This is a genomic window from Streptomyces sp. NPDC093064 (assembly GCF_044754605.1).
Classification (GTDB): Bacteria; Actinomycetota; Actinomycetes; order Streptomycetales; family Streptomycetaceae; genus Streptomyces.
On sequence record NZ_JBIVPK010000006.1, the window covers coordinates 91097 to 109691 of the forward strand.

11 protein-coding genes and 1 pseudogene are annotated in these 18595 nt (G+C 69.9%); 4 read left to right on the plus strand and 8 right to left on the minus strand.

The features are described from left to right. Positions 1–68: 68 nt before the first annotated feature. From ACIQFZ_RS09965 to ACIQFZ_RS09980, 4 genes are all read right to left on the minus strand, one after another. Positions 69–1289: a hypothetical protein gene (locus ACIQFZ_RS09965; RefSeq protein WP_402691002.1), complete on the minus strand. Its 1221-nt coding sequence runs from the start codon at positions 1287–1289 to the stop codon at positions 69–71. A 179-nt stretch (positions 1290–1468) separates the two neighbouring features. After that, on the minus strand, positions 1469–2653 hold the full coding sequence (locus ACIQFZ_RS09970) for an acyltransferase family protein (RefSeq protein ID WP_383058452.1): 1185 nt from the start codon (positions 2651–2653) through the stop codon (positions 1469–1471). Between the two features lie 155 nt (positions 2654–2808). Continuing rightward, positions 2809–3936: a HupE/UreJ family protein gene (locus ACIQFZ_RS09975; protein WP_402691003.1), complete on the minus strand. Its 1128-nt coding sequence runs from the start codon at positions 3934–3936 to the stop codon at positions 2809–2811. A 96-nt stretch (positions 3937–4032) separates the two neighbouring features. Beyond that, positions 4033–7899, minus strand: a complete 3867-nt coding sequence (locus ACIQFZ_RS09980) for a metallophosphoesterase (protein ID WP_402691004.1) — start codon at positions 7897–7899, stop codon at positions 4033–4035. 355 nt (positions 7900–8254) lie between these two features. On the opposite strand from ACIQFZ_RS09980, the gene ACIQFZ_RS09985 reads away from it, so the two are divergent. The 3 genes from ACIQFZ_RS09985 to ACIQFZ_RS09995 all read left to right on the plus strand — a co-directional run bounded on the left by ACIQFZ_RS09985 (position 8255) and on the right by ACIQFZ_RS09995 (position 10439). Next, on the plus strand, positions 8255–8668 hold the full coding sequence (locus tag ACIQFZ_RS09985; protein ID WP_365431098.1) for a globin family protein: 414 nt from the start codon (positions 8255–8257) through the stop codon (positions 8666–8668). Between the two features lie 87 nt (positions 8669–8755). After that, positions 8756–9862 (plus strand): globin domain-containing protein, encoded by a 1107-nt coding sequence (locus tag ACIQFZ_RS09990; protein ID WP_402691005.1) that lies wholly within the window; start codon positions 8756–8758, stop codon positions 9860–9862. 49 nt (positions 9863–9911) lie between these two features. Then, on the plus strand, positions 9912–10439 hold the full coding sequence (locus ACIQFZ_RS09995; protein WP_402691006.1) for a DivIVA domain-containing protein: 528 nt from the start codon (positions 9912–9914) through the stop codon (positions 10437–10439). Positions 10440–10495: 56 nt separating this feature from the next. On the opposite strand, the gene ACIQFZ_RS10000 is transcribed toward ACIQFZ_RS09995, so the two are convergent. Together ACIQFZ_RS10000 and ACIQFZ_RS10005 are read right to left on the minus strand one after the other, a co-directional pair. Next, the gene (locus tag ACIQFZ_RS10000; protein WP_402691007.1) at positions 10496–11557 is read right to left on the minus strand and encodes an aldehyde dehydrogenase family protein; all 1062 of its coding nucleotides are present in this window, start codon (positions 11555–11557) and stop codon (positions 10496–10498) included. Positions 11558–11723: 166 nt separating this feature from the next. Next, positions 11724–11936, minus strand: a pseudogene (locus tag ACIQFZ_RS10005) (alcohol dehydrogenase catalytic domain-containing protein); the annotation flags it as partial. Positions 11937–12314: 378 nt separating this feature from the next. On the opposite strand from ACIQFZ_RS10005, the gene ACIQFZ_RS10010 reads away from it, so the two are divergent. Beyond that, on the plus strand, positions 12315–12644 hold the full coding sequence (locus ACIQFZ_RS10010; RefSeq protein WP_402691008.1) for a hypothetical protein: 330 nt from the start codon (positions 12315–12317) through the stop codon (positions 12642–12644). A 190-nt stretch (positions 12645–12834) separates the two neighbouring features. On the opposite strand, the gene ACIQFZ_RS10015 is transcribed toward ACIQFZ_RS10010, so the two are convergent. Continuing rightward, positions 12835–13800: an NAD(P)H-dependent flavin oxidoreductase gene (locus tag ACIQFZ_RS10015; RefSeq protein ID WP_402691009.1), complete on the minus strand. Its 966-nt coding sequence runs from the start codon at positions 13798–13800 to the stop codon at positions 12835–12837. 168 nt (positions 13801–13968) lie between these two features. Further along, positions 13969–18168 carry a carboxypeptidase regulatory-like domain-containing protein gene (locus ACIQFZ_RS10020; protein ID WP_402691010.1) on the minus strand — a complete coding sequence of 1400 codons (4200 nt, stop codon included), beginning with the start codon at positions 18166–18168 and terminating at the stop codon, positions 13969–13971. Between the last annotated feature and the right edge of the window lie 427 nt (positions 18169–18595).

Here is an 18595-nt window from a genome sequence, read left to right on the forward strand (position 1 = left end):
ATCCGGCCCGCCCCGCGCGGGTCTTCAGCCGCTCAGGCGGTCAACGCCCCTCCGTGGGACCGCGGTCGTCAGCGGGCGTCCGCCTTGATCAGGTCGGGGAGCTTGGCCTCGAACAGCTCGTCCAGCTTGAGCGCGGGCAGGACGTGCCCCTGGTTCGCCGCGTCGTTGGCCACGCCCGCCGCCCAACTGGACGAGGCAAGGCGCTGGTTCGGCGTGCCGTGGTGGCCCGAGCTGCTGAAGCTGCAGTCGCCGACCTGGTAGAACGACTTCTCGGACTTGAGGAGCCGGGCGGCGTTCAGCGCCTCGCCGCGGGCGTGGGTCAGGTAGTACGTCCCGAACGCGTCGGCCATGAGCTCGGTACGGCGGGTGGCCTCCGGGCCTGCCAGGTCGCTCTCGAAGAGGTTGTTCTGGTACTGCACGTGGTGGCCGAACTCGTGGCCCACGATGGCCCGAGGCGCGACGTCGCCCAGGCCCACCTCGGTCATGCCCTGGATGATGCCGTCACCCATGATGATCCGGTCGGAGATGCCGAGGGGATCCGGATCGTCCACCTCGCTGTAGGCGAAGGCGTTGAACGTGAAGATCGGGTTCGCGCCGCCCTGGAGTACGGGTTCCGAGTCGACGAGCTCGATGAACAGCTCGGCCAGGTCGAGGTTGTCCTCGGCCGTCCCGCCGTACAGCACGGAGAGCGTGCGCGCGAGCCGCTCGGGGCTGGAGTAGACGTCGGCCCCGTGCATGGGAATCAGCTCGATGCCCGCCGAGTCGATGTCCCAGAAGCGCTTGAGGTTCTTCATCTCGGCGGTGAGCTTCTGGGTGTACTCGCCGTTGACGCCGAAGGTGTTCGCCTTCGACTCGGACCCGAAGACCAGCGCGTCGTAGGTCGGGAAGTCGAAGCCGCCGAAGAGCTGGAGAATCAAGAGGGTGAACGGGTCCTGGACGCCGTTGAGGAGGGTGTTGGCGTACGTCGTCAGTTCGGTGCGCTGGCACTGGTAGTCGCCGGGGTTGATCGCACTGTCGCGGATCTCGCTCCACTGCGACTCGTTCAGGCCGTACTTGGCACGGGCCGCATCGACGCGGGACTCCCAGTCGGCGGGCAGCTTGGCCAGAATCCGGTCAACAAGGGCCTTGGTCTGCGGGGCCATGGCCGAGGTGTCGACGGCCGACTGCAGCGACCGGCTCGCGACGGTCGTGGTCCCTGTCGTATCGGCGGCGTGCGCGGGAAGCGCCATGCCAAAAGCACAGGTCGCGGCGACTGCCATGCTCGCCGCCACGGAGAGGGCCTTTTTCACGGGGGCTCCTTTCGAGGGTGCCCGGTGGGGCATCCGCGGGCGCCGCCCAGTCTGTAAGGTCAACTACCAGTTTTTGAACGGCTGTTTACTGTCAGAAACCGGCATGTCTGGAACCTGACACTCACGGTCCCCCGTACCAGCCCCCGCCGGCTTTCGAGCGTGACCGGCTTCCGCTGGTGTCACTCCCGGTCGGCGCGTCCCGCATTCCGCATCCGGGCGAACGAGGTGTCCAGGCCCCTCTTCAGCGCTCCTGCCAGGGGCCGTTCCACGCAGCAGTGGACCAGGTAGCTCAGCACCAGGAAGCAGGCGAGCAGCGAGGCGACCAGCAGCCGGGCGTCCATCGTGTCCCGCAGGCGGTTGATCAGCGTCGTACCGGCCGCGTAGTGCATCAGGTAGAGCGGGTAGGTCAGGCTCCCGGCCGTGACCAGCCACTTCCAGCGGATGCGGTCGGTCAGACCGAGGGCGATGGCGATCATGACGAGCAGGAACACGGTGTAGAGGAGCACTGCGCCCCGCCAGTTGGAGACATGCTCGACCTCGTCGATGCGCTGCCCCAGCTCCCGCTGGCCCATGAGCCACGACATGGCGAGGATGCCCCACAGGAGCAGGTCCTGACCGAAGCGGTGCATGAGGTAGAGCGCGAGGCCGGCGATGAAGTACCAGGCGGCGTCGGGGCCGGCGAGCAGATCGAGGAGTGGGAACGAAGCCACCGGGGCCAGCATCGCGGCGGCACCCCACACACAGCAGAAGACGACGACCTTGCGATAGGTCAGGCCGGTGACCACCACCAGCAGGAAGAGCAGGTAGAAGCGGAGTTCCGCCCACAGGGTCCAGTACACGCCGTCGACGTTCTGCACGCCCGAACCGGACTGGAGCATCGTGAGGTTGAGCAGGACGTCGCGCGGCCGCAAGCGTTCCCAGACGCCCGGCAGGGCCGCCAGCACGGCCGTCGTGAACACGATCGCGAACCAGTACGCCGGGTAGAGCCGGATCACGCGCGAGACGAAGAACTGTCGAGGGGTGCGGCCCCAGCACGACATGCAGATCACGAAGCCGCTGATCACGAAGAAGATCTCGACGCCGATCCAGCCGTACGTCGCGAAGTGGAACACCGTCGGCATGATCTCGGAGACCGGGCGGTCCCATATCGCGTTGTCCGGCTGGTTGACCCGGCGCGTGCCCGCGTAGTGGTGCACGGCGACCATCAGGGCGGCGAGCAGGCGGATGGCGTCGATGGCGTACAGGCGGGGGCCGGTCCGTACCGAGGTGGCGGGCCCGCGCGGCCGGGTGGGCCGTGGCGGTCGGCCGGTCCCGACCGCAACCTCCGGTACAGGTATGGACAACGTGCCCTGCGCGTCACGCATCGGCACCCGACCCTCCTTACGAAGAAGCACTGCTGGACGATCACGGACGCCTCACGTTACGGCCCTCGCGACCGACTCCCGCCACAAAAGTGCAGGTAGGTAAGCCGAAGTTGCCACGATGCTCACCAGGCCGACCCGAAGGGTTCTCCAAGACTTCAGGCGGAGCCCATCGGACCGACGACGCCCCAGACGCGGTCCAGGAACCAGTACAGGCTGATCGTCACGATGGCTGTCGTCAGCGTGACCGCCACCCAGCGGGCCGCTGGCGTCCGGCGGGCCAGGGTCAGCAAGGGGAAGAGGACGGCGATGAGGACCAGTTGGGCGGCCTCGATGCCGAGGTTGAAGCTCAGCAGCGACAGCAGCAGCCCCCACGATCCCGGCTCGCGGATGTCGAGCGCGCCGGCGAAGCCCAGCCCGTGGATCAGACCGAAGGCGAAGACCACCGGAAGCCGCCACTTGCCGAACCTGTCCTCGCCCTTTCCGAGGAAGTTGGCGGCCGCCACGACGATGATCGTCGCCGCGATGACCGGCTCGACGAGGGCGCCGGGCACCTCCACCACTCCGAGCGTCGCCAGCAGGAACGTGACGCTGTGGGCGGCGGTGAAGGCGGTGGCGGTGACGACGACGTCGCGTAGCCGGCGTGCGCCCATGAGCAGGGCGGTCAGGAAGAGGACGTGGTCGAGACCGAACAGCAGATGCTCGGTGCCGAGCAGGAAGAACTCCCCCACCTGGTGGGCTGCCTGCCGCTGGGCGGTGCGCAGCGTCGGGTCGCCGGCGGAGAGGACCGCCGAGCCCTCCGTGCCGTCGAGGTCATAGGTGACCAGGGTCTCCGTGCTGTGGACGAAGGTCTCCTGGTCGGGGAAGAGCGCGCTGGAGACGGCGTGCTCGCCTCCGCTCCCGCCCGCGCAGTCGTAGACGAGGGTCAGCACCGCGAAGGCCTTTCCGCCTCGCATGCGGATGTCTCCGTCGCCCGCCGTGGACGGTGCGCAGGGCTTGTCGTCGTAGGCCACGGCGAACCGCTCGGTGACGTACTCGGTCACCGCGTCGTGGTTGATCCGGAGCTGGTGGAGCTGCTCGGTGCGTTCCTTGGCCTCGTAGGCCTCGGCGTAGAGCCAGGCCGACTTCATGAGGAGGTCGTATTCGAGTTCGAGTTCGGCCGTGACGTCCGTGCCGTCGCCGGTCAGCCGGGCGTGGGCCTTGGTGGTGGCGTCGTGCGCCGAGGCCGGGGTGCTTCCCAGGAGGAGGAAAAGAAGGAGCAGGGGGAGGGCGAACAGCCGGCGCATGGTCTGGTGTCTCCAATGCGGAAGGAGGGCCGCCCCGGACCGGGGTCCGGGGCGGCCGGGTGTCACATACGGTCGGACGTCACCGGCGGTGGTACGTCACCGGCGGTCGAACCAGGCCGACAGCGGTGAGCTGTCGCTCAGCTTGCCGGGACGGCCGTTGCTGTCCCTGGTGACGAAGACGCTCGGCTCGGAGGCGGTCACGCCGCCGCCGGAGGAGCGCGCCGTCACGAACCAGGCATAGGCCGAGCTGTCCTTGAGGTCGTCCCACTTCACCGAGGCGACCTGACCCGACGCCACGGTGCTCCTGCCGATGATCTGCTTCGGCTTGTAGAGCGCCAGCGAGTCCGTCTTGAAGCTGGTCGTGCGGGTGGTGAGGTCGACGGGGAGGATCATGTTGTCCTCCCTGCCGTCGTACCGGTGCCGCGGGTCGAACTCGGTGGCGCCGAAGTCGTCCAGCAGCGGGGAGTACGTGTTGACCGTCATCTCGGACCGCGCCACGTTGAACTGGAGCAGCCGCAGGAAGCTCGCGCCGAACTGGAGCTCGTCGTCCGGCTTGTGGCCGCCGATGCCGGTGAGGCCGAGGCGGTCGGCGCGGACCGTGTAGAACTGGTAGTCGGCCAGCAGTTCGACGACGCCCTTGCCGACCTGGCCCACCTTCGGCTTGACGTTGGTGCCGACGCCGTGTTCGTGTCCGGCGAGGATGAGGAAGACGTTGGGGTTCTTCTCCACCACCGTCTTGTAGAGCATCGAGCCGTCGGGGGCGGAGAATCCTGCGCCGCGGCCGTCGGGGTTCTCGCTGGGCACCAGGTAGTCGTGGGAGAGCAGGATGCCGTTGCGGTCCGGGTACTTCTTGAAGACGGAGTCGGCCCACTCGGCCTCCTCCCGCGTCACCCCGTACGACAGGCCCACGACCACGAAGTCCAGCCCGCCGGCCGAGAACAGGTCGTAGTGGTTCTGGTTGTCGCCCGGCTTCCACGGGCCGCCGTATGCGGCGTGCTGCCAGCCCTGGGCGGCCGTGTGGTAGCGGTCGGGACCGTAGTACTTGTTGTAGATCGACTCCGGCCCGGTCTCGGTGCCCGACTGGTTGTCGTGGTTGCCGGCGATCACCCCGTTGGGGATGCCGGCCTCGTCCAGGCCACGCTGGAGCTTGGAGGTGACCTCGAACTCCTTGACTACGGTCTGCTGTTGGGCGTCGGTGGCGGGCTTGCGGATGTTGTCCTCGATGATGTCGCCCGTGTGCGCCGCGTACGCGATCTTCCGCTGCTTCTGGTTGGCCTTGATCCAGTCGACGATCTTGGCGTAGCCGGACTCCCAGACCTTGCGCTCCTCGGCGGTCTCCGGCTTCACCGAGCCCTCGGAGAGGTACTGGGTGTCGGTGAAGTGGGCGATCGAGAAGTCGTAGGTGGACGGGTCGGCGAAGGCGTCGGGGTCGCCGGGCTCGATGTCGTCGGCGAACGGGTCCTCACCGGTCACCATGACGTGGACCTGCTGGTGGTCGATGTACCGGTCGTCGACGACCGCGCCGAGCCGGGTCGTGCCCTTGGCCGCGCCACGGGAGCTGGTGAGCAGGTCCCACGCCTGGGTCCTGGTGTTCCAGGCCCGCAGTCCGGCGAGGCGCTCGGGGTCGATGACGCCCTCCCAGCGGAGCACCGGGGTGTCCACATGGCCCTTCACCTGGACGTCGAACCGCTGGTAGGTGATGTCCGGGCCGGCCGGCGCGTCGAGCGTCCTGCCGTCGAAGGGCAGGAGCCCGTCGGTCCTGACCTGCTTCTCGCCCTTCACCTGAAGGGTGGTGGGCAGTTCCCGCGAGGTGCCCTGGTACGCCTGGTTGGGCGTCAGGATCTCGGCCTCGGAGAAGGTCGCCTCCACCTTGCCGCCGTCGGGCACGCCGACCTTGGCGGAGAGGGTCGCGGAGCCCCGCACGCCGGTGTCGCCCATCGCCGGGGAGAGCCCGGCCGGGGCGTCCGGGATGCCCGCGGACGTGAAGGCGATCTCCCGGGTGGCGGTGTTGCCGAGCCCGTCGGTGCCGGTCACCGTGAGGGTGTGGGCACCGGCCTTGAGGCCGGGTCCGACCTCGGCGCCGAGCGCGATCGGCTTGCCGTCCAGCTTGACGTCCGGGCCGGAGACCACGGCGGAGGCGTCCTCCAGCTTGACGTCCAGCACGACCGCTGCGTTGATCTTCTGGCCCGCGGCCGGGACGCTGCTCGTGACCGCCGGGCCGGAGTTGTCGGTGAACAGGGCGCGGGTGGCGGCCTCTCCGGTGGTGGACGCGGCGGCCAGCTTGTGCTCGCCGTCCGCGAGCGCGGTGGTGTCGAGGTCGGCGCGCAGGCCCTGGGCGGGCGCATCCACCAGGAACTCGAGGTCGATCTCGGTCAGCAGGTTGACGTTGCTGCCGCAGTTGCCGTCGCCCATGCCGTAGGAGCTCTTGAGCATCTGGCCGGCGGCCTTGCCCTTGGCCGCGGTCAGGACGACGTTGCTGATCGTGAAGTCGTCCCGGTTGGCACCGCACGAGGTCTGGTACGTGCCGGTCACGAAGTCGATCGTGTTCCAGCCGGGCACCAGGTACTCATTGGGGAAGGTGAAGTCGACGCGCTCGCTGACGTAGTCGCTGTCGAGCACCACCTTCTGGCCGTTGACCAGCAGGTAGTTCTGGTAGCGGGCCTCGATCGAGTTGCTGCCCACGTTGAAGCCGAGGGTAGCGGTGCCCGAGCCGAGGGTCGGGACGACGTGCACGGCCGAGGCGTCGATCGTGTAGTGCAGTTCGACGTCGCGCAGCATGGTCTGGCTGCTGCCGCAGCTGCCGTCACCCATGTTGTATGTCTGCTCGATGTCACGGCCGGTCACGGTGGCGCCCGCGAGTTCGAGGTCGAGGTCGGACATCACGAAGTCGTCGCGGTTGGCGCCGCAGCTGTCGGCGTAGACACCGGTCACGACCTTGATCGTGTTGTCGCCGGGCTTCAGGAACCGGGCCGGGACCGCGATCTTCACGCGCTCGCTGACGTAGGTGCCGCCGATCTCGATGCGCTTGCCGTTGACCAGCAGGTAGTTGTGGTACTTGGCGTCGATCGAGTTGGTGCCGACGTCGAAGGAGAAGGTCGCGGCGCCGGTGCCGAGCGTGGCGCGGGCCTTGGGCTCCTTGCCGTCGACGGTGAGGGAGGCTGTGCCGGCCCCACCGGAGGCCGGTGACGTGGCGGTGACGGTCTGGGCGCCCCGTACCAGAGTGCCGTCCTTGGGCAGCAGGGTGGGTGCGCCGGCCGGGGCGTTGTTCACCGTCACGGTGTGCTTGACCGTGGCGCCGGAGGCGTTCTTCGCGGCGATGGTGTGCTTGCCGTTGGCCAACTTGGTGGTGTCCAGGTCGGCGGTCAGGCCCGTGGTGCCCTTGGGGTTTCCGTGGACGTAGAACTTCAGGGTCGCCTTCTTCAGCAGCGTCTCGTTGGTGCCGCAGCTGCCGTCGCCGAAGGACAGGGTGTACGGGTTGTCCTCGCCGTCGGCGACTTCGCCCAGCAGCTCCAGGCTGACGTCGGAGAGGACGAAGTCGTCGTAGTTCATGCCGCACGAGGTCTCGATGGCACCGGCGTGGATCTCGACGGTGTTCTCACCGGTGACCAGGTACTCGTTGGGCACCTCGAGGGTCGCCCGCTCGTTGACGAAGTCGCCGATCTCGGCCTTGTAGGAGCCGTTGACGAGCACGTAGTTGTGGTACCGGGCCTCGGTCGAGTTGGACCCGACGTCGAAGCGCAGCTCGGAGACGCCCAGCGTCCTGGTGGCGTCGATCCGCTGGTCGTCCACGGAGAGTTCGGTGACGCTGTCACCGGCCGCGACGGGTTCCGCGGCGACCTTCCTCGTGCCTTCGAGGTATTCCCCGTCGGCCGGGGTGAGGGCGGGCGCGACCTGGGAGACGGGGGTGGAGGGCTTGGGGTCCTGGCCCTTGCCCGAGTCTGGGGTCGCATGAGCGGATGTCACAAGACTGGTGACGAGAAGCATGGCAGTCGCGCCGACGGCCATGAGCCGTCCGCGACTTCTTGCCGGCTGCATCTGACGCAGTTCCTTCCATCGTGCCTGCAGGGCGACGGACACGGTGGATCGGCCAGGTGAATGCATGTCAGAAACGAACTTATGAAGACGGGAACTTCAGCTTCCGGGTCGCGGGCAGGGCATACGTGACGCCACTGGCCAGGGGCCGGCCGGGCACTCCCCCGAACCGGGACGCCCGCCGGGGGCCGCGCTTGTGTACCCCTGTGGACAACTACTTGACGAACTCATTACAGAAAGCCCTCCACTTGTTCGGTCCACGCGCCTCTGGCTACAGTCGGCCGCCATGACTGCAGACCTTTCACTGATCCGGAGCAGCTTCGCGGCTGTTCAGCCCCATGGCACGCAGGTGACCGCGTACTTCTACGACCACCTGTTCGCCCACCATCCCGATGTGCGCCCCCTGTTCGCGGCTCACATCGACGAGCAGCGCGACCGCCTGTGGGCCGCGCTGGGTGCCCTGGTCGCCAACCTGGAGAACACCGACACCCTCATAGGCATGCTGGAGAACCTGGGACGCCGCCACGCGGGATACGGCGTGCTGCCCGAGCACTACCCGGCCGTGGGGGCCAGCCTGATCGCCACCCTGAGCCACTACGCGGGCGATGCGTGGACGCCGGCCGTCGAGGAGTCCTGGGCGGCCGTCTACGGGTTGATCAGCAACACCATGCTCGACGCCGGCGCGGCCGCCTCGAAGTGAGCCGCCGCCGGCGGCTCCTCGCAACGAGCCGCCGGCCGGCCCCATTGTCCGGAAGTCAACCCTGATGTCAGCCACCGGAGGGCGGACGTGAGCGATGCACAGGCGCTGAGAGATTCCTTCGCCCTGGTCGGCAAGTCGGGGGACGAAGTGCCCCGGTACTTCTACTCCTACCTGTTCATCATCGCGCCGGAGGTCCGGCCGATGTTCCCGGTGGCCATGGGGGCACAGCGCGATCGGCTCGTCGCCGCCCTGGGCCGGATCGTCGCGGAGGCCGACGATCCGGACCGGCTGGTTCCGTACTTGCGGCAGCTGGGCCGGGACCACCGCAAGTTCCAGGTGGTGGCGCAGCACTACGAGGCGGTGGGGCAGGCGCTGCTGGCCACGCTGGCGTACTTCCTGGGCGAGGCGTGGACCCCGCAGCTGCAACGCGGCTGGACCGAGGCCTACGCCCTGGTGGCCCGCACCATGGTGCAGGCCGCCGATGCCGACGGCACGGTGAATCCGCCGTGGTGGAACGCCGAGGTGGTACGGCACGAGCAGCGCGGCTTCGACATCGCGGTCCTCACCCTGCGCCTGGACCACCCGATGGCGTACCTGGCCGGGCAGTCCGTGATGGTGGAAACCCCGTCGCTGCCGAGCACCTGGCGGTCGTTCACCCCGGCCAACTCACCGCGCGCCGACGGAACCGTCGAGCTGCACGTTCGAGCCATCGACGGCGGTCTGGTCAGCCCGGCCTTGGTGTACGGGCTGCGGCAGGGCGACGTGCTGCGCCTCGGCGCCCCGGTCGGCAACAGGCTCACGCTCCAGCCGTCCGGCGGCCGGGATCTGGTGCTGATCGGCGGGGGCACCGGTCTGGCCCCGCTGCGCGCCCTGGTCGAGGAGATAGCCCAGCACGGTCCCCCGCGCCGGGTGGACCTGTTCGTCGGAGCGCGCGACAACCACGGACTGTACGACCTGCCCGCGTTGAGGCATCTGGCGCAGGCACACCCATGGCTTCGCGTCACGCCCCTGGTCGGCGCGGACGCCGGCACCGTCGACAACCGCAGCCTCGCCGGCCCGGTGCTGCGCGCCGCCGCGTGGAGCGGATGCTCCTTCTACGTCTGCGGCTCGCCGGCCATGGTCTCGGCGACAGTGCGCGATCTGGCGGACGCGGGCATTCCGCACGACCTGCTGCACTTCGAAGAAGCACGTTGATCGGAGAAACGTGAACGAGACAGGAGCACCGCATCCGGAGGAGCACCTGGTGACGCCCGAGACACTACGGTCGATGACCTTCCCCCGGGCTCCCCTGACCCGTCGCGGCTACAGCGAGGAGTCGGTGCACGAAGCCCTGCGCCGCTGCGCGTCGACTCTGATAGCGCTGACGGAGGAGAACGACCGGCTGCGCACGGACATGCAGCGCCACCGGGACTGGATCCGCGCGAACAACATCGGCGACGGCAGCACCCCCACCGGGGTGCCGACCGTGGACGCCGTACTTCAGCAGGCCCGCGCCCAGCAGGCGGCCGAGCAGACCGTCTTCGCGGCCCGCGAACAGGCGCGCACCATGGTGCGGGCCGCCAGGGCGCAGGCCGAGGCGATCCTCCAGAAGATGTGGGAGCAGGAGACGCAGGCGGCCGGCGGCGACCAGGAGGAGACCGAGCGGCTCATCGCGTACCTGCGGCAGATCGCGCAGTCCCTGAGCGTCACCGCGGACCAGTACGCCAGCAAGCACCCCCAGCCCCCCTCCCCCACCCCCTCGGCCACCACGGCGAGTCCGCACGGCGTCTGACCGGCACACGGGACCGGCACGAAGGTTCTCGGGAGCCCTGCGGCGCGTGGCCGCCGTCAGATGTCGCGGAGCAGGCGTGCGGTCACGGTCTTGGGGCGCTGATACTCGTGCAGGGCCAGGGTGCTCAGGTCCGTGCCGTGGCCCGAGGCGCCCCGGCCGCCGTGCGGGAGTTCCGCGGTCTGCACCAGATGGCAGTTGAGCCAGGCCTCCCCCGCGTTCAGCCGGCCGGCGAGTTCCAGCCCCGTGGTCAGATCACGGGTCCACACGCTCGCCGCCAGCGCCTGTGGGACTCCGTCGGCCAGCGCGACGGCGGCGTCCAGGTCTTCGGCGTGCTGCACGGTGAGCAGCGGGCCGAAGACCTCCTCCACCACCGCAGGATCGTCGTCGGGCAGGTCGGCCAGGATCCGGGTCGGCCGCCAGAAGCCGCTCTCCTCACCGGGCCGAGGGGCGATGTCGGCAGCGAAGTTCCGCCCCGCGGCGCTGGCCGTGACGATGCCGTCGTAACGGGCCGCCTGACCCGCGTTGTCGAGCGGACCGAAGTCCCGTCCCGCGAGGCATTCCCGTGCCGCGGCGGTCAGTTCCTCCACCACCCGCTCGTAGTTCTCGCGCAGGGTGATGACCCGGGCGGGGGCCGCGCAGCTCTGCCCGACGTTGTAGACGCAGGCGCGGGCCAGTTGTGCACAGGTGTCGCCAGGCGCGTCGGGCAGGACGAGCGCGGGGGCGTTGCCGCCGAGTTCGAGACTGACCCGGCGCCCCGCGGCACGCGCGGCCACATCGGCCCCGGCTGCCGCACTGCCGGTGAACGCGACCATGTCGACATCGGCCTCGACCAGCAGCCGACCAGTCCCCCGGGAGGGCGGTGAGGACGGCGGGGCCGAGCGCTTCGGCGGCGTGCTCGGCCAGGAGTTCCAGGGTGTCGGGGGTGGTCTCACCCAGCGCGTCATGGCGTACCCGAGCAGGCCGGTGTACACGGCCATGAACGCCACGAATCCCCCCAGCGGAAGACCGGGCAGCCCCAGTACCCCGAGCAGCCACAACCCGCCGGTGGCGACGACGGCCACGCACAGCCCCGCCAGCAGTCCTGAGGCCGACCATCGTGCGGGCAGCCGCGACAGCACACGTCCCGCTCCGGACGGTTCGCCCGTCGCGCCGACGCGCCCGGCGTCGAGGTCGCGCCGCTCGATCGGTACGCCGTCGGGGGCACCTCCACCAGCGTCTGGAACGAGGTGGCGACACACTCCGCCCAGGCCCCGTCCCAGTTCTGCCCCATCGTCCGGGGGCCAGGCAGCCCTGGGCATCCCCGTAGTGCGGGCAGGAGCCGCAGGCCCTCCCCGGTGCGATGACCACGCGCCGGTCCGGCTGCCAGTACGGAACACGGGCGCCCACCTCGGCGATGGTGCCCGCCGACTCATGGCCCGGGGTGACCTCCTCCAGGGGGCAGTCGATGCTGCCGTCGATCATGTGCACGTCCGACAGGCAGATCCCGTCGGCCGGCACCTCGTCACCGACTGACCGGATCGCCGCCGTGCGAAACGGGTCCCCCGTTAGGAGGCGCCCCCGCTGTTACGAAAGCCGTTCGGCCATTCGTGGGAGTCGAGGCGGCGAGATCGCCGGGAGAGCCACGAATCGTCAGCCGTTTTCCTCCTGATCGCGGGGTGGTTCGGGGCAGGGACCGGGTCGGCGGCCCGCGCTCTCCCCGGATCGATGGTCCATACAAGGGAGAGTTACGGATATATCCGTGTTTCGTAACACGAATCCTTTTGGTCATCTGCTGTCGTCGTGGAGGGCCACAGTGTGGCGCCTCGGCACAGAGCCGGGAATCGGATCGCACGCCCCGCCCGACCAGGGCGGGCGTGCATGACCGTGAGGGGATTCATGTCTGTTTCTCGTACGGCGCTCCGCCTGCTTGCCACCTGTGTGGCTTCGGGCGCCCTCGTCGGCGCGGCCGCTCTGCCGGCACTGGCCGACGGAGACCACGACCGCGACAACGGAAGGAGCTTCTCGCACAGCCGCCCCGTGGAGGGCGTCGGGTTCGGCCACGACTACGACGGGCGCCGCGGTCACTTCGACGACCGTTACCGCTACCGGGGCTGGCACCACGGCTGGTACAACAACCGCCGGCACTGGGACCGGCACCACGGCTGGTACAACGACCGTTACCACGGCTGGTACGGCGACCGTAACCACTTCCCCGGCCGCCGCTAGTCCTCCTCGGAAGTCGTGCTGTGACGCGGAGGCCGACCGCCACCCTCTGACACCGCCGTCACAGCCGGTATGACCGCTGCGCCGAAGGGCCGAAGACCGCACGTGCGGTCTTCGGCCCTTCGGCCGTCAACCGTCGGCGCACGACGTGCCGAGCAGCGGCCGTGATCGCCGCTCCCCGCTGATCGCGCGGTCAGCGCCTGCCGGCTCGGGCCAGCGCTTCCTCCGCCTGGGCGGCCAGGGTGCCGACCAGATCGGCCGCGGACGGCAGGTCGTCGATGAGGTCGATGCCCTCGCCGGCCCACTGCGGCAGTGGGGGGACCTCGCCTCGTGTCACGGCCTCCCGGTACGCCTGCCGGGCATGCGGGGCAGCCGCGAGTTCGTCCTCCCGGCCCCGCCATGCGTCGAGGAAAGGGTGGCCGAGGGTGCGCGCGGTGTACTGCGCCGGCCACCGCGAACCACGGGCGAGGTCCAGCACCCTGCTGCGCTCGGTGTCCTCCCCACGACCCTCGACGATCGCCCGGGCGGTCGCGGGGGCGACCAGGGCTTCGGTGGTGGCCTGGAAGCGGGTGCCGAGCAGTGCTCCGGCGGCCCCCAGCGCCAGGGCGGCCGCCACGCCGCGCCCGTCGGCGATCCCGCCGGCCGCCAGCACCGGTGCCGGCGCCGCCAGGTCCGCCACGACGGGCACGAACGGCAGCGTGGACCGCCCGTGCCGGGCGCCGTGTCCGCCGGCCTCGGTGCCCTGTGCCACGATCACGTCCGCGCCCAGATCCACCGCCCTGCGGGCCTCCTCCAGGTCGGTGACCTGAAGGATCAGCGCCGTACCCGCGCTGCGGACGCGCTCCGCGAACGGACCGGGGTCGCCGAACGACAGCATCACCGCCGTCGGCCTCTGCTCCAGTGCCCGCGCGATCGCGGCGTCGTCGATCGCCCACGTCTGAAAGCCGATGCCCCAGGGTTTCCCGTCGCACGCGCCGGCCAGGACGGGCAGTTCGCGGGCCAGCCACTCACGGTCCCCGTTCCCGCTGCCCAGCAGCCCGAGCCCGCCGCCGCGCGAGACCGCCGCCGCCAGGGCACCTCCGGCCGAACCGCCCATCGGCGCCAGGGCAATTGGATGCTCCACACCGAACAGTTCCGTGAACGCCGTCGACAATCCCATGGCCGCAATCCTCACCCACGCGCGGTGCCGGTCGCAGGGCGATCGACGGACTCTTTCGCACTACGCACAGCGAGGCGCACAGCTGGAGCCCCGGGCGCGCGGGGCGGTCCGGGTGCGGCACGGGCCGGCCCCGAAGGGCCGGCCCGCGGCTGTTTCACGGGGATGAGGTCACGAGGACTTCTTCAGCGTGAAGTCGCCCGTCGTCGTCTCTCCCTTCTTGATCTTCACAGTGGTGGTCACCGGCTGGTAGCCGTCCTTGGACACGATCACGGTGACCGGGTTGAGGCGGCTGTCGAACCACAGGGCGTAGGTTCCGTCCTTACCTGTCCGCAGGGTGTAGCTCACCGTCGCGGCGTTGATCTGGACGGTCGCTCCGGCCAGCGGCGCGGTGCCGCCCTTGCCGTCGGCGCCCAGCACGGTGCCGGTGTACTTGCCCCAGTCCTTCGGCGGGCTGACGCGCATCTTCACGTCGACCGGGACCCCGGCGTACGGGGTGTCGGTCTGGACGGTCAGCGCGGCGGTGTAGGCGCCGGGCTGGGTGACCTCGTCCACCGAGGCGTCCAGGCTGACCGTGATCGTGGTGCTCGCACCGGGCTGGAGCGTCACCTTCTGCTGGGAGGTGGACAGCCAGCTGACGTCCGTGGAGCCGCCGCCCTGCTCGTAGCCGGGCAGCACCTCCACGGTGGCCACCGGCGGCGTGAAGCTGCCGCCGGGGTTGCCGCCGACCTTGTAGAAGCCGGTGGCGCCGCCGCTGCGGTAGACGGAGTTGTTGGCGTTGGGCAGGGCGGTCCAGCCGCCGGTGCCCGGGTCGAAGGCGAAGCCCTGGTTGGTGATGGCGGTGCTGTTGCTGGTGACGCCGGCCGCGACCAGCAGTTGGCCGTTGCCCACGCTGGATGCCGAACCCCACAGGTCGATCGGCAGGTCGGCGACGGCGGACCAGCTGTCGGCGCCCGGGTCGTAGACGTAGGCGTGCTTCACCGAGCCGGCGTCGGTGGTGCCGCCCGCGCAGTAGAGCTTGCCGGCGATGCCGCCGCAGGCCTCCCAGGAGATCGACTCCGGGTACGAGGCGATCTGCGACCAGCTGTCGGACGACGGGTCGTAGACCGTGACGTCCTTGGTGCCGCAGGCGTTGGCGGTGCAGCCGCCGACGACGTACAGCTTGCCGCCGAGCACCGCGCTGCCCGAGCCCGCGTACGGCTTGGGCGAGGACGCCTTGGTGGTCCAGGTGTTGGAGGCCGGGTCGTAGACCTCCAGCTTGGCGTCGGGGTCGCCGCTGGCGCCCCAGCCGCCGACCGCGTACAGCTTGCCGCCGATGAAGCCGCGGGCCGGGGCCTCACGGGTGTCGGTGGCGGAGGCCAGCTTGGACCAGGAGCCGCTGACGGGGTCGTACGCGTACAGCGCGTTGGTGTCCGCGCTGCCGGTGTAACCGAAGGCGGAGTAGACCTTGCCGCCGTCGGCGGCGACCGCGTTGTCCTGCACGGTGGTCGGCAGGTTGGCCACCGGCTGCCAGGCATCTCCGGCCGCGTTTGCCACTGCGGCGGGCTCCTTCTTCCCGCTGCCGTCCGTCTTGGCCGCGGAGAGCGGTGAGTAGCTGCCCTTCACCAGGTTGAGCGGCGCACCGCCGGTGGACTTCATCGTGAAGCCGCCGGGCTGCTCGTCCAGGGCGAGGGTGGCAGGCGCCCCGCCGGTGTTCTTCACCGTCAGGTTCTGGGTGGCCTTCGCGCCCCAGTCGAGCGTCTTGTCGACCGAACCGGGGGTGACCACCAGCTTGCCGGCCTTCAGGTTGAAGGCCGCCCGGGTGGTGCTGTCCGCTGCCACGTCCACCGTCTTGGCCAGGTCGGTGTAGCGCGACTTGGAGGCGGTGAAGGCGTGGCTGCCGGTCTTGGTGGTGAACATCCAGTAGAAGCCGCCGCCGAGCGTCGGGTCGTCCGGAGTGGCCGCCGTGACGGCCTTGTCCTGCGCGGCGTCCGCGTTGACGACGGTGGCGCCGACGATGCCCTCGCCGGTGTTGGCGTCGGTCACGGTACCGGCGACCAGACCACCGGTGACGGGCTCGTAGGCACGCTTGCCGACGAACACGTTGTCGAGCGCCCACCAGTAGCCCCAGGTGGCCGTGAAGTGGAACCGCAACTGCACACCGGACTTGCCGGCGTAGGCGGCCAGCGGGACCTCGACGTGGGACGGGCCGGTGAGCGTGGTGGTGCGGGTCCAGACGTTGGTCCAGGTGGCGCCGCCGTCGGTGGTGACGTCGACGGTGCCGGTCTGGCCGCTGTAGCTCTTGTAGTCGGTGTCGAAGGAGAGCTGGGGGCTGGAGTTGCCGGTCAGGTCGAAGACCGGGGAGATCAGCGAGCTGTCCTGCTTCTTGCCGCTGCCGTAGTGGTCGCTGTCGGCCATGGCGAAGCCGCCGGAGCCACCGGTGTGGTTGCCGCGCTTGCCGGGGTCGCCGAAGTCCCAGCCGCCGGTGGTGCCGTCGGCGTTGACCACGCTCCAGCCGTCCGGGGCCGCGGTGGTGGAGTCGAAGGGCTCGGTCGGGCCGGTCAGCTTGACGGCGTATCCGGCGGCCGTGGCCGCCTGGGCATCGACCGGGACCGCGAGGTTCAGGGACTGTGCCGAGTCACCCACGGTCACCTGCTTGGTGACCTCCTTGTAGCCGGGGTACACGGCGGTGAAGTGCAGGGTGTAGCTCTCCCCCTGCGGCAGGTCGACGCTGTACGCGCCGGTGTACGGGTCGGTGAAGACCGGGGCGCCGGGCATACCTTCGACGGCGATCTTCGCGTAGAGCGGCCAGCCGTGGCCGGAGCCGTCGGTCACCTTGCCGCTGACGGTCTGCCGGGCCACCGCGGCCAGCGCGAAGTCGGCCTTGACGGTCCCGTCCTCGACGACGGTGACCCCGGTGGTCGTCTTGGTCCTGTACCCGTAGGCAGCCGCGGTCACGTCGTAGGTGCCGGGCGGCACGGTCAGGCTGTAGTGGCCCTGGGCGTCGGTCGTCGCCCGGTAGTCACCGGCCACGACGGAAGCGCCCGCGAGTGCCTTGCCGGAGGAGTCGGTGACGCTGCCGGAGACCTCGCCGTGCGGGCCGCTGCGGAAGGCCGCGGTGCCGTTGGGCGTTCCCAGGCCGGTCGGCCCGTCGTAGCCGGGCCCGGCGGTGCACAGGTACGCCGGGTTGCAGCTGCCGTTGGCTCCCGCCGTCACGTCGTTGAGCGCGGACGGGTTCTCGTACGGGTACGAGTTCGGGTAGCTGCCCGCGGCGGGGGTGCCGGCCACGGCGTACACGCCGGCGATGATCGGCGCGGAGGCGCTGGTGCCGCCGTACACGGCCCATCCGGAGCCGCCGTAGGTCTGGTACACCGAGACGCCGGTGACCGGGTCGGCGACCGCGGAGACGTCGGCGACGGTGCGCATGGCACAGCCGGTGTCCTTCTGGAAGGCCGGCTTGGGCTCGTACAGCGAACAGCCCGAGCCCGGGCCGCCGTAGCTGTTGTGCCACACCGACTCGGACCAGCCGCGGGCGGTGGTGGTGTCCTGCTTCAGGGCGGTGCCGCCGACCGCGGTCACGAACTGCGAGACGGCCGGGTAGGAGACGCCGTAGTCGTCGTCGCCGGAGGAGGCGACCATCGCTACACCCGGGTGGTTGTAGTGGGGGTCCAAGTCCGTGGTCTCGGACGGGTCCTCACCGCTGCCCGGCGTGGAGGTGTAGCCGGTGCCGTAGGAGTTGGACACATACTTGGCGCCCTGCGCGACGGCCTGGTCGACGGCGGCGGCGATGTTCGCGAAGCTGGCGCTGTCGGCCTCGACCAACAGGATGTTGGCGTTGGGGGCGGCCGCGGAGACCATGTCGAGGTCGAGCGATATCTCACCTGCCCAACCGCTGTCCGGGGCCGGGTAGTTGGTGCCACCGCGCTGGTCGATCTTCTTGAAGCAGCCGTTGGCGGTGGTACAGGGCGGCAGGCCGTACTGCTGGCGGTAGACGGCCAGGTCGGCCTCGGCGGTGGGGTCGTCGTAGGCGTCGACGATGGCGATCGTCTGGCCCGCTCCGCCGTTGGCCGGCAGGTTGTACGCGCTCTGCAGGTCGGCCGCTCCGAAGCCGCTCGGGGTAGTGGCCATCGGCTGGACGCCCTTGGCGGCCTTGATGTCGGTGCGGCGCAGCGCCATGCAGCCGAAATCGCCCTTCTCGGGCGTGCTGCAGACCTGTTCCACGCCGGGGTGTGTCGCGGCGGCGGCGGCGCCCCGAGTGGCTTGCGCGGCGTCGGTGGCGGCCTGGGCGACGGGTAAGCCCGCGGCCATGACGGCGACGGCCGCCGCGGTGAAGGCGGCCAGCCGCGCAGAGATCCTCCGTGCGGCTGGTCTGGAATGCCTCGAAGTGCGCATTGTGTGACTCCCATGCTGATGAGCTGGGGTCGACCCGTGCGCTGGTTCAAGGTCGACAGCGGATGAGATGCATCCGCCGACGAACAACTAAGTATCATCGTCATGTTCTCGACAAGCGGCATTCATTGGCGGATGTGCGACATGACATGATCCCGCCAAAATGATGTCTCGCCGAAATCGTCCGGTCGCCGCTCGTGATCCGCGTGTGAGGTCGGCCACCAAACCATTGCTACCAGCGGAAACTTCGGCATAACGTCCCCGCAATCCGTTGGAGCGGACGGGCATCACCAGCCGGTTTCCGTTCGGCGGCAGCCCTCGGGCGCGGGCTCGGACCGGAGCCTTCTCCGTGCGGCGGGGCGTGCTCCGCCGCGTGGTTTCCCAGCAGCGCGCGCCCCTGGCGGCGTGAGGAGTCGAGCCATGATTCTTT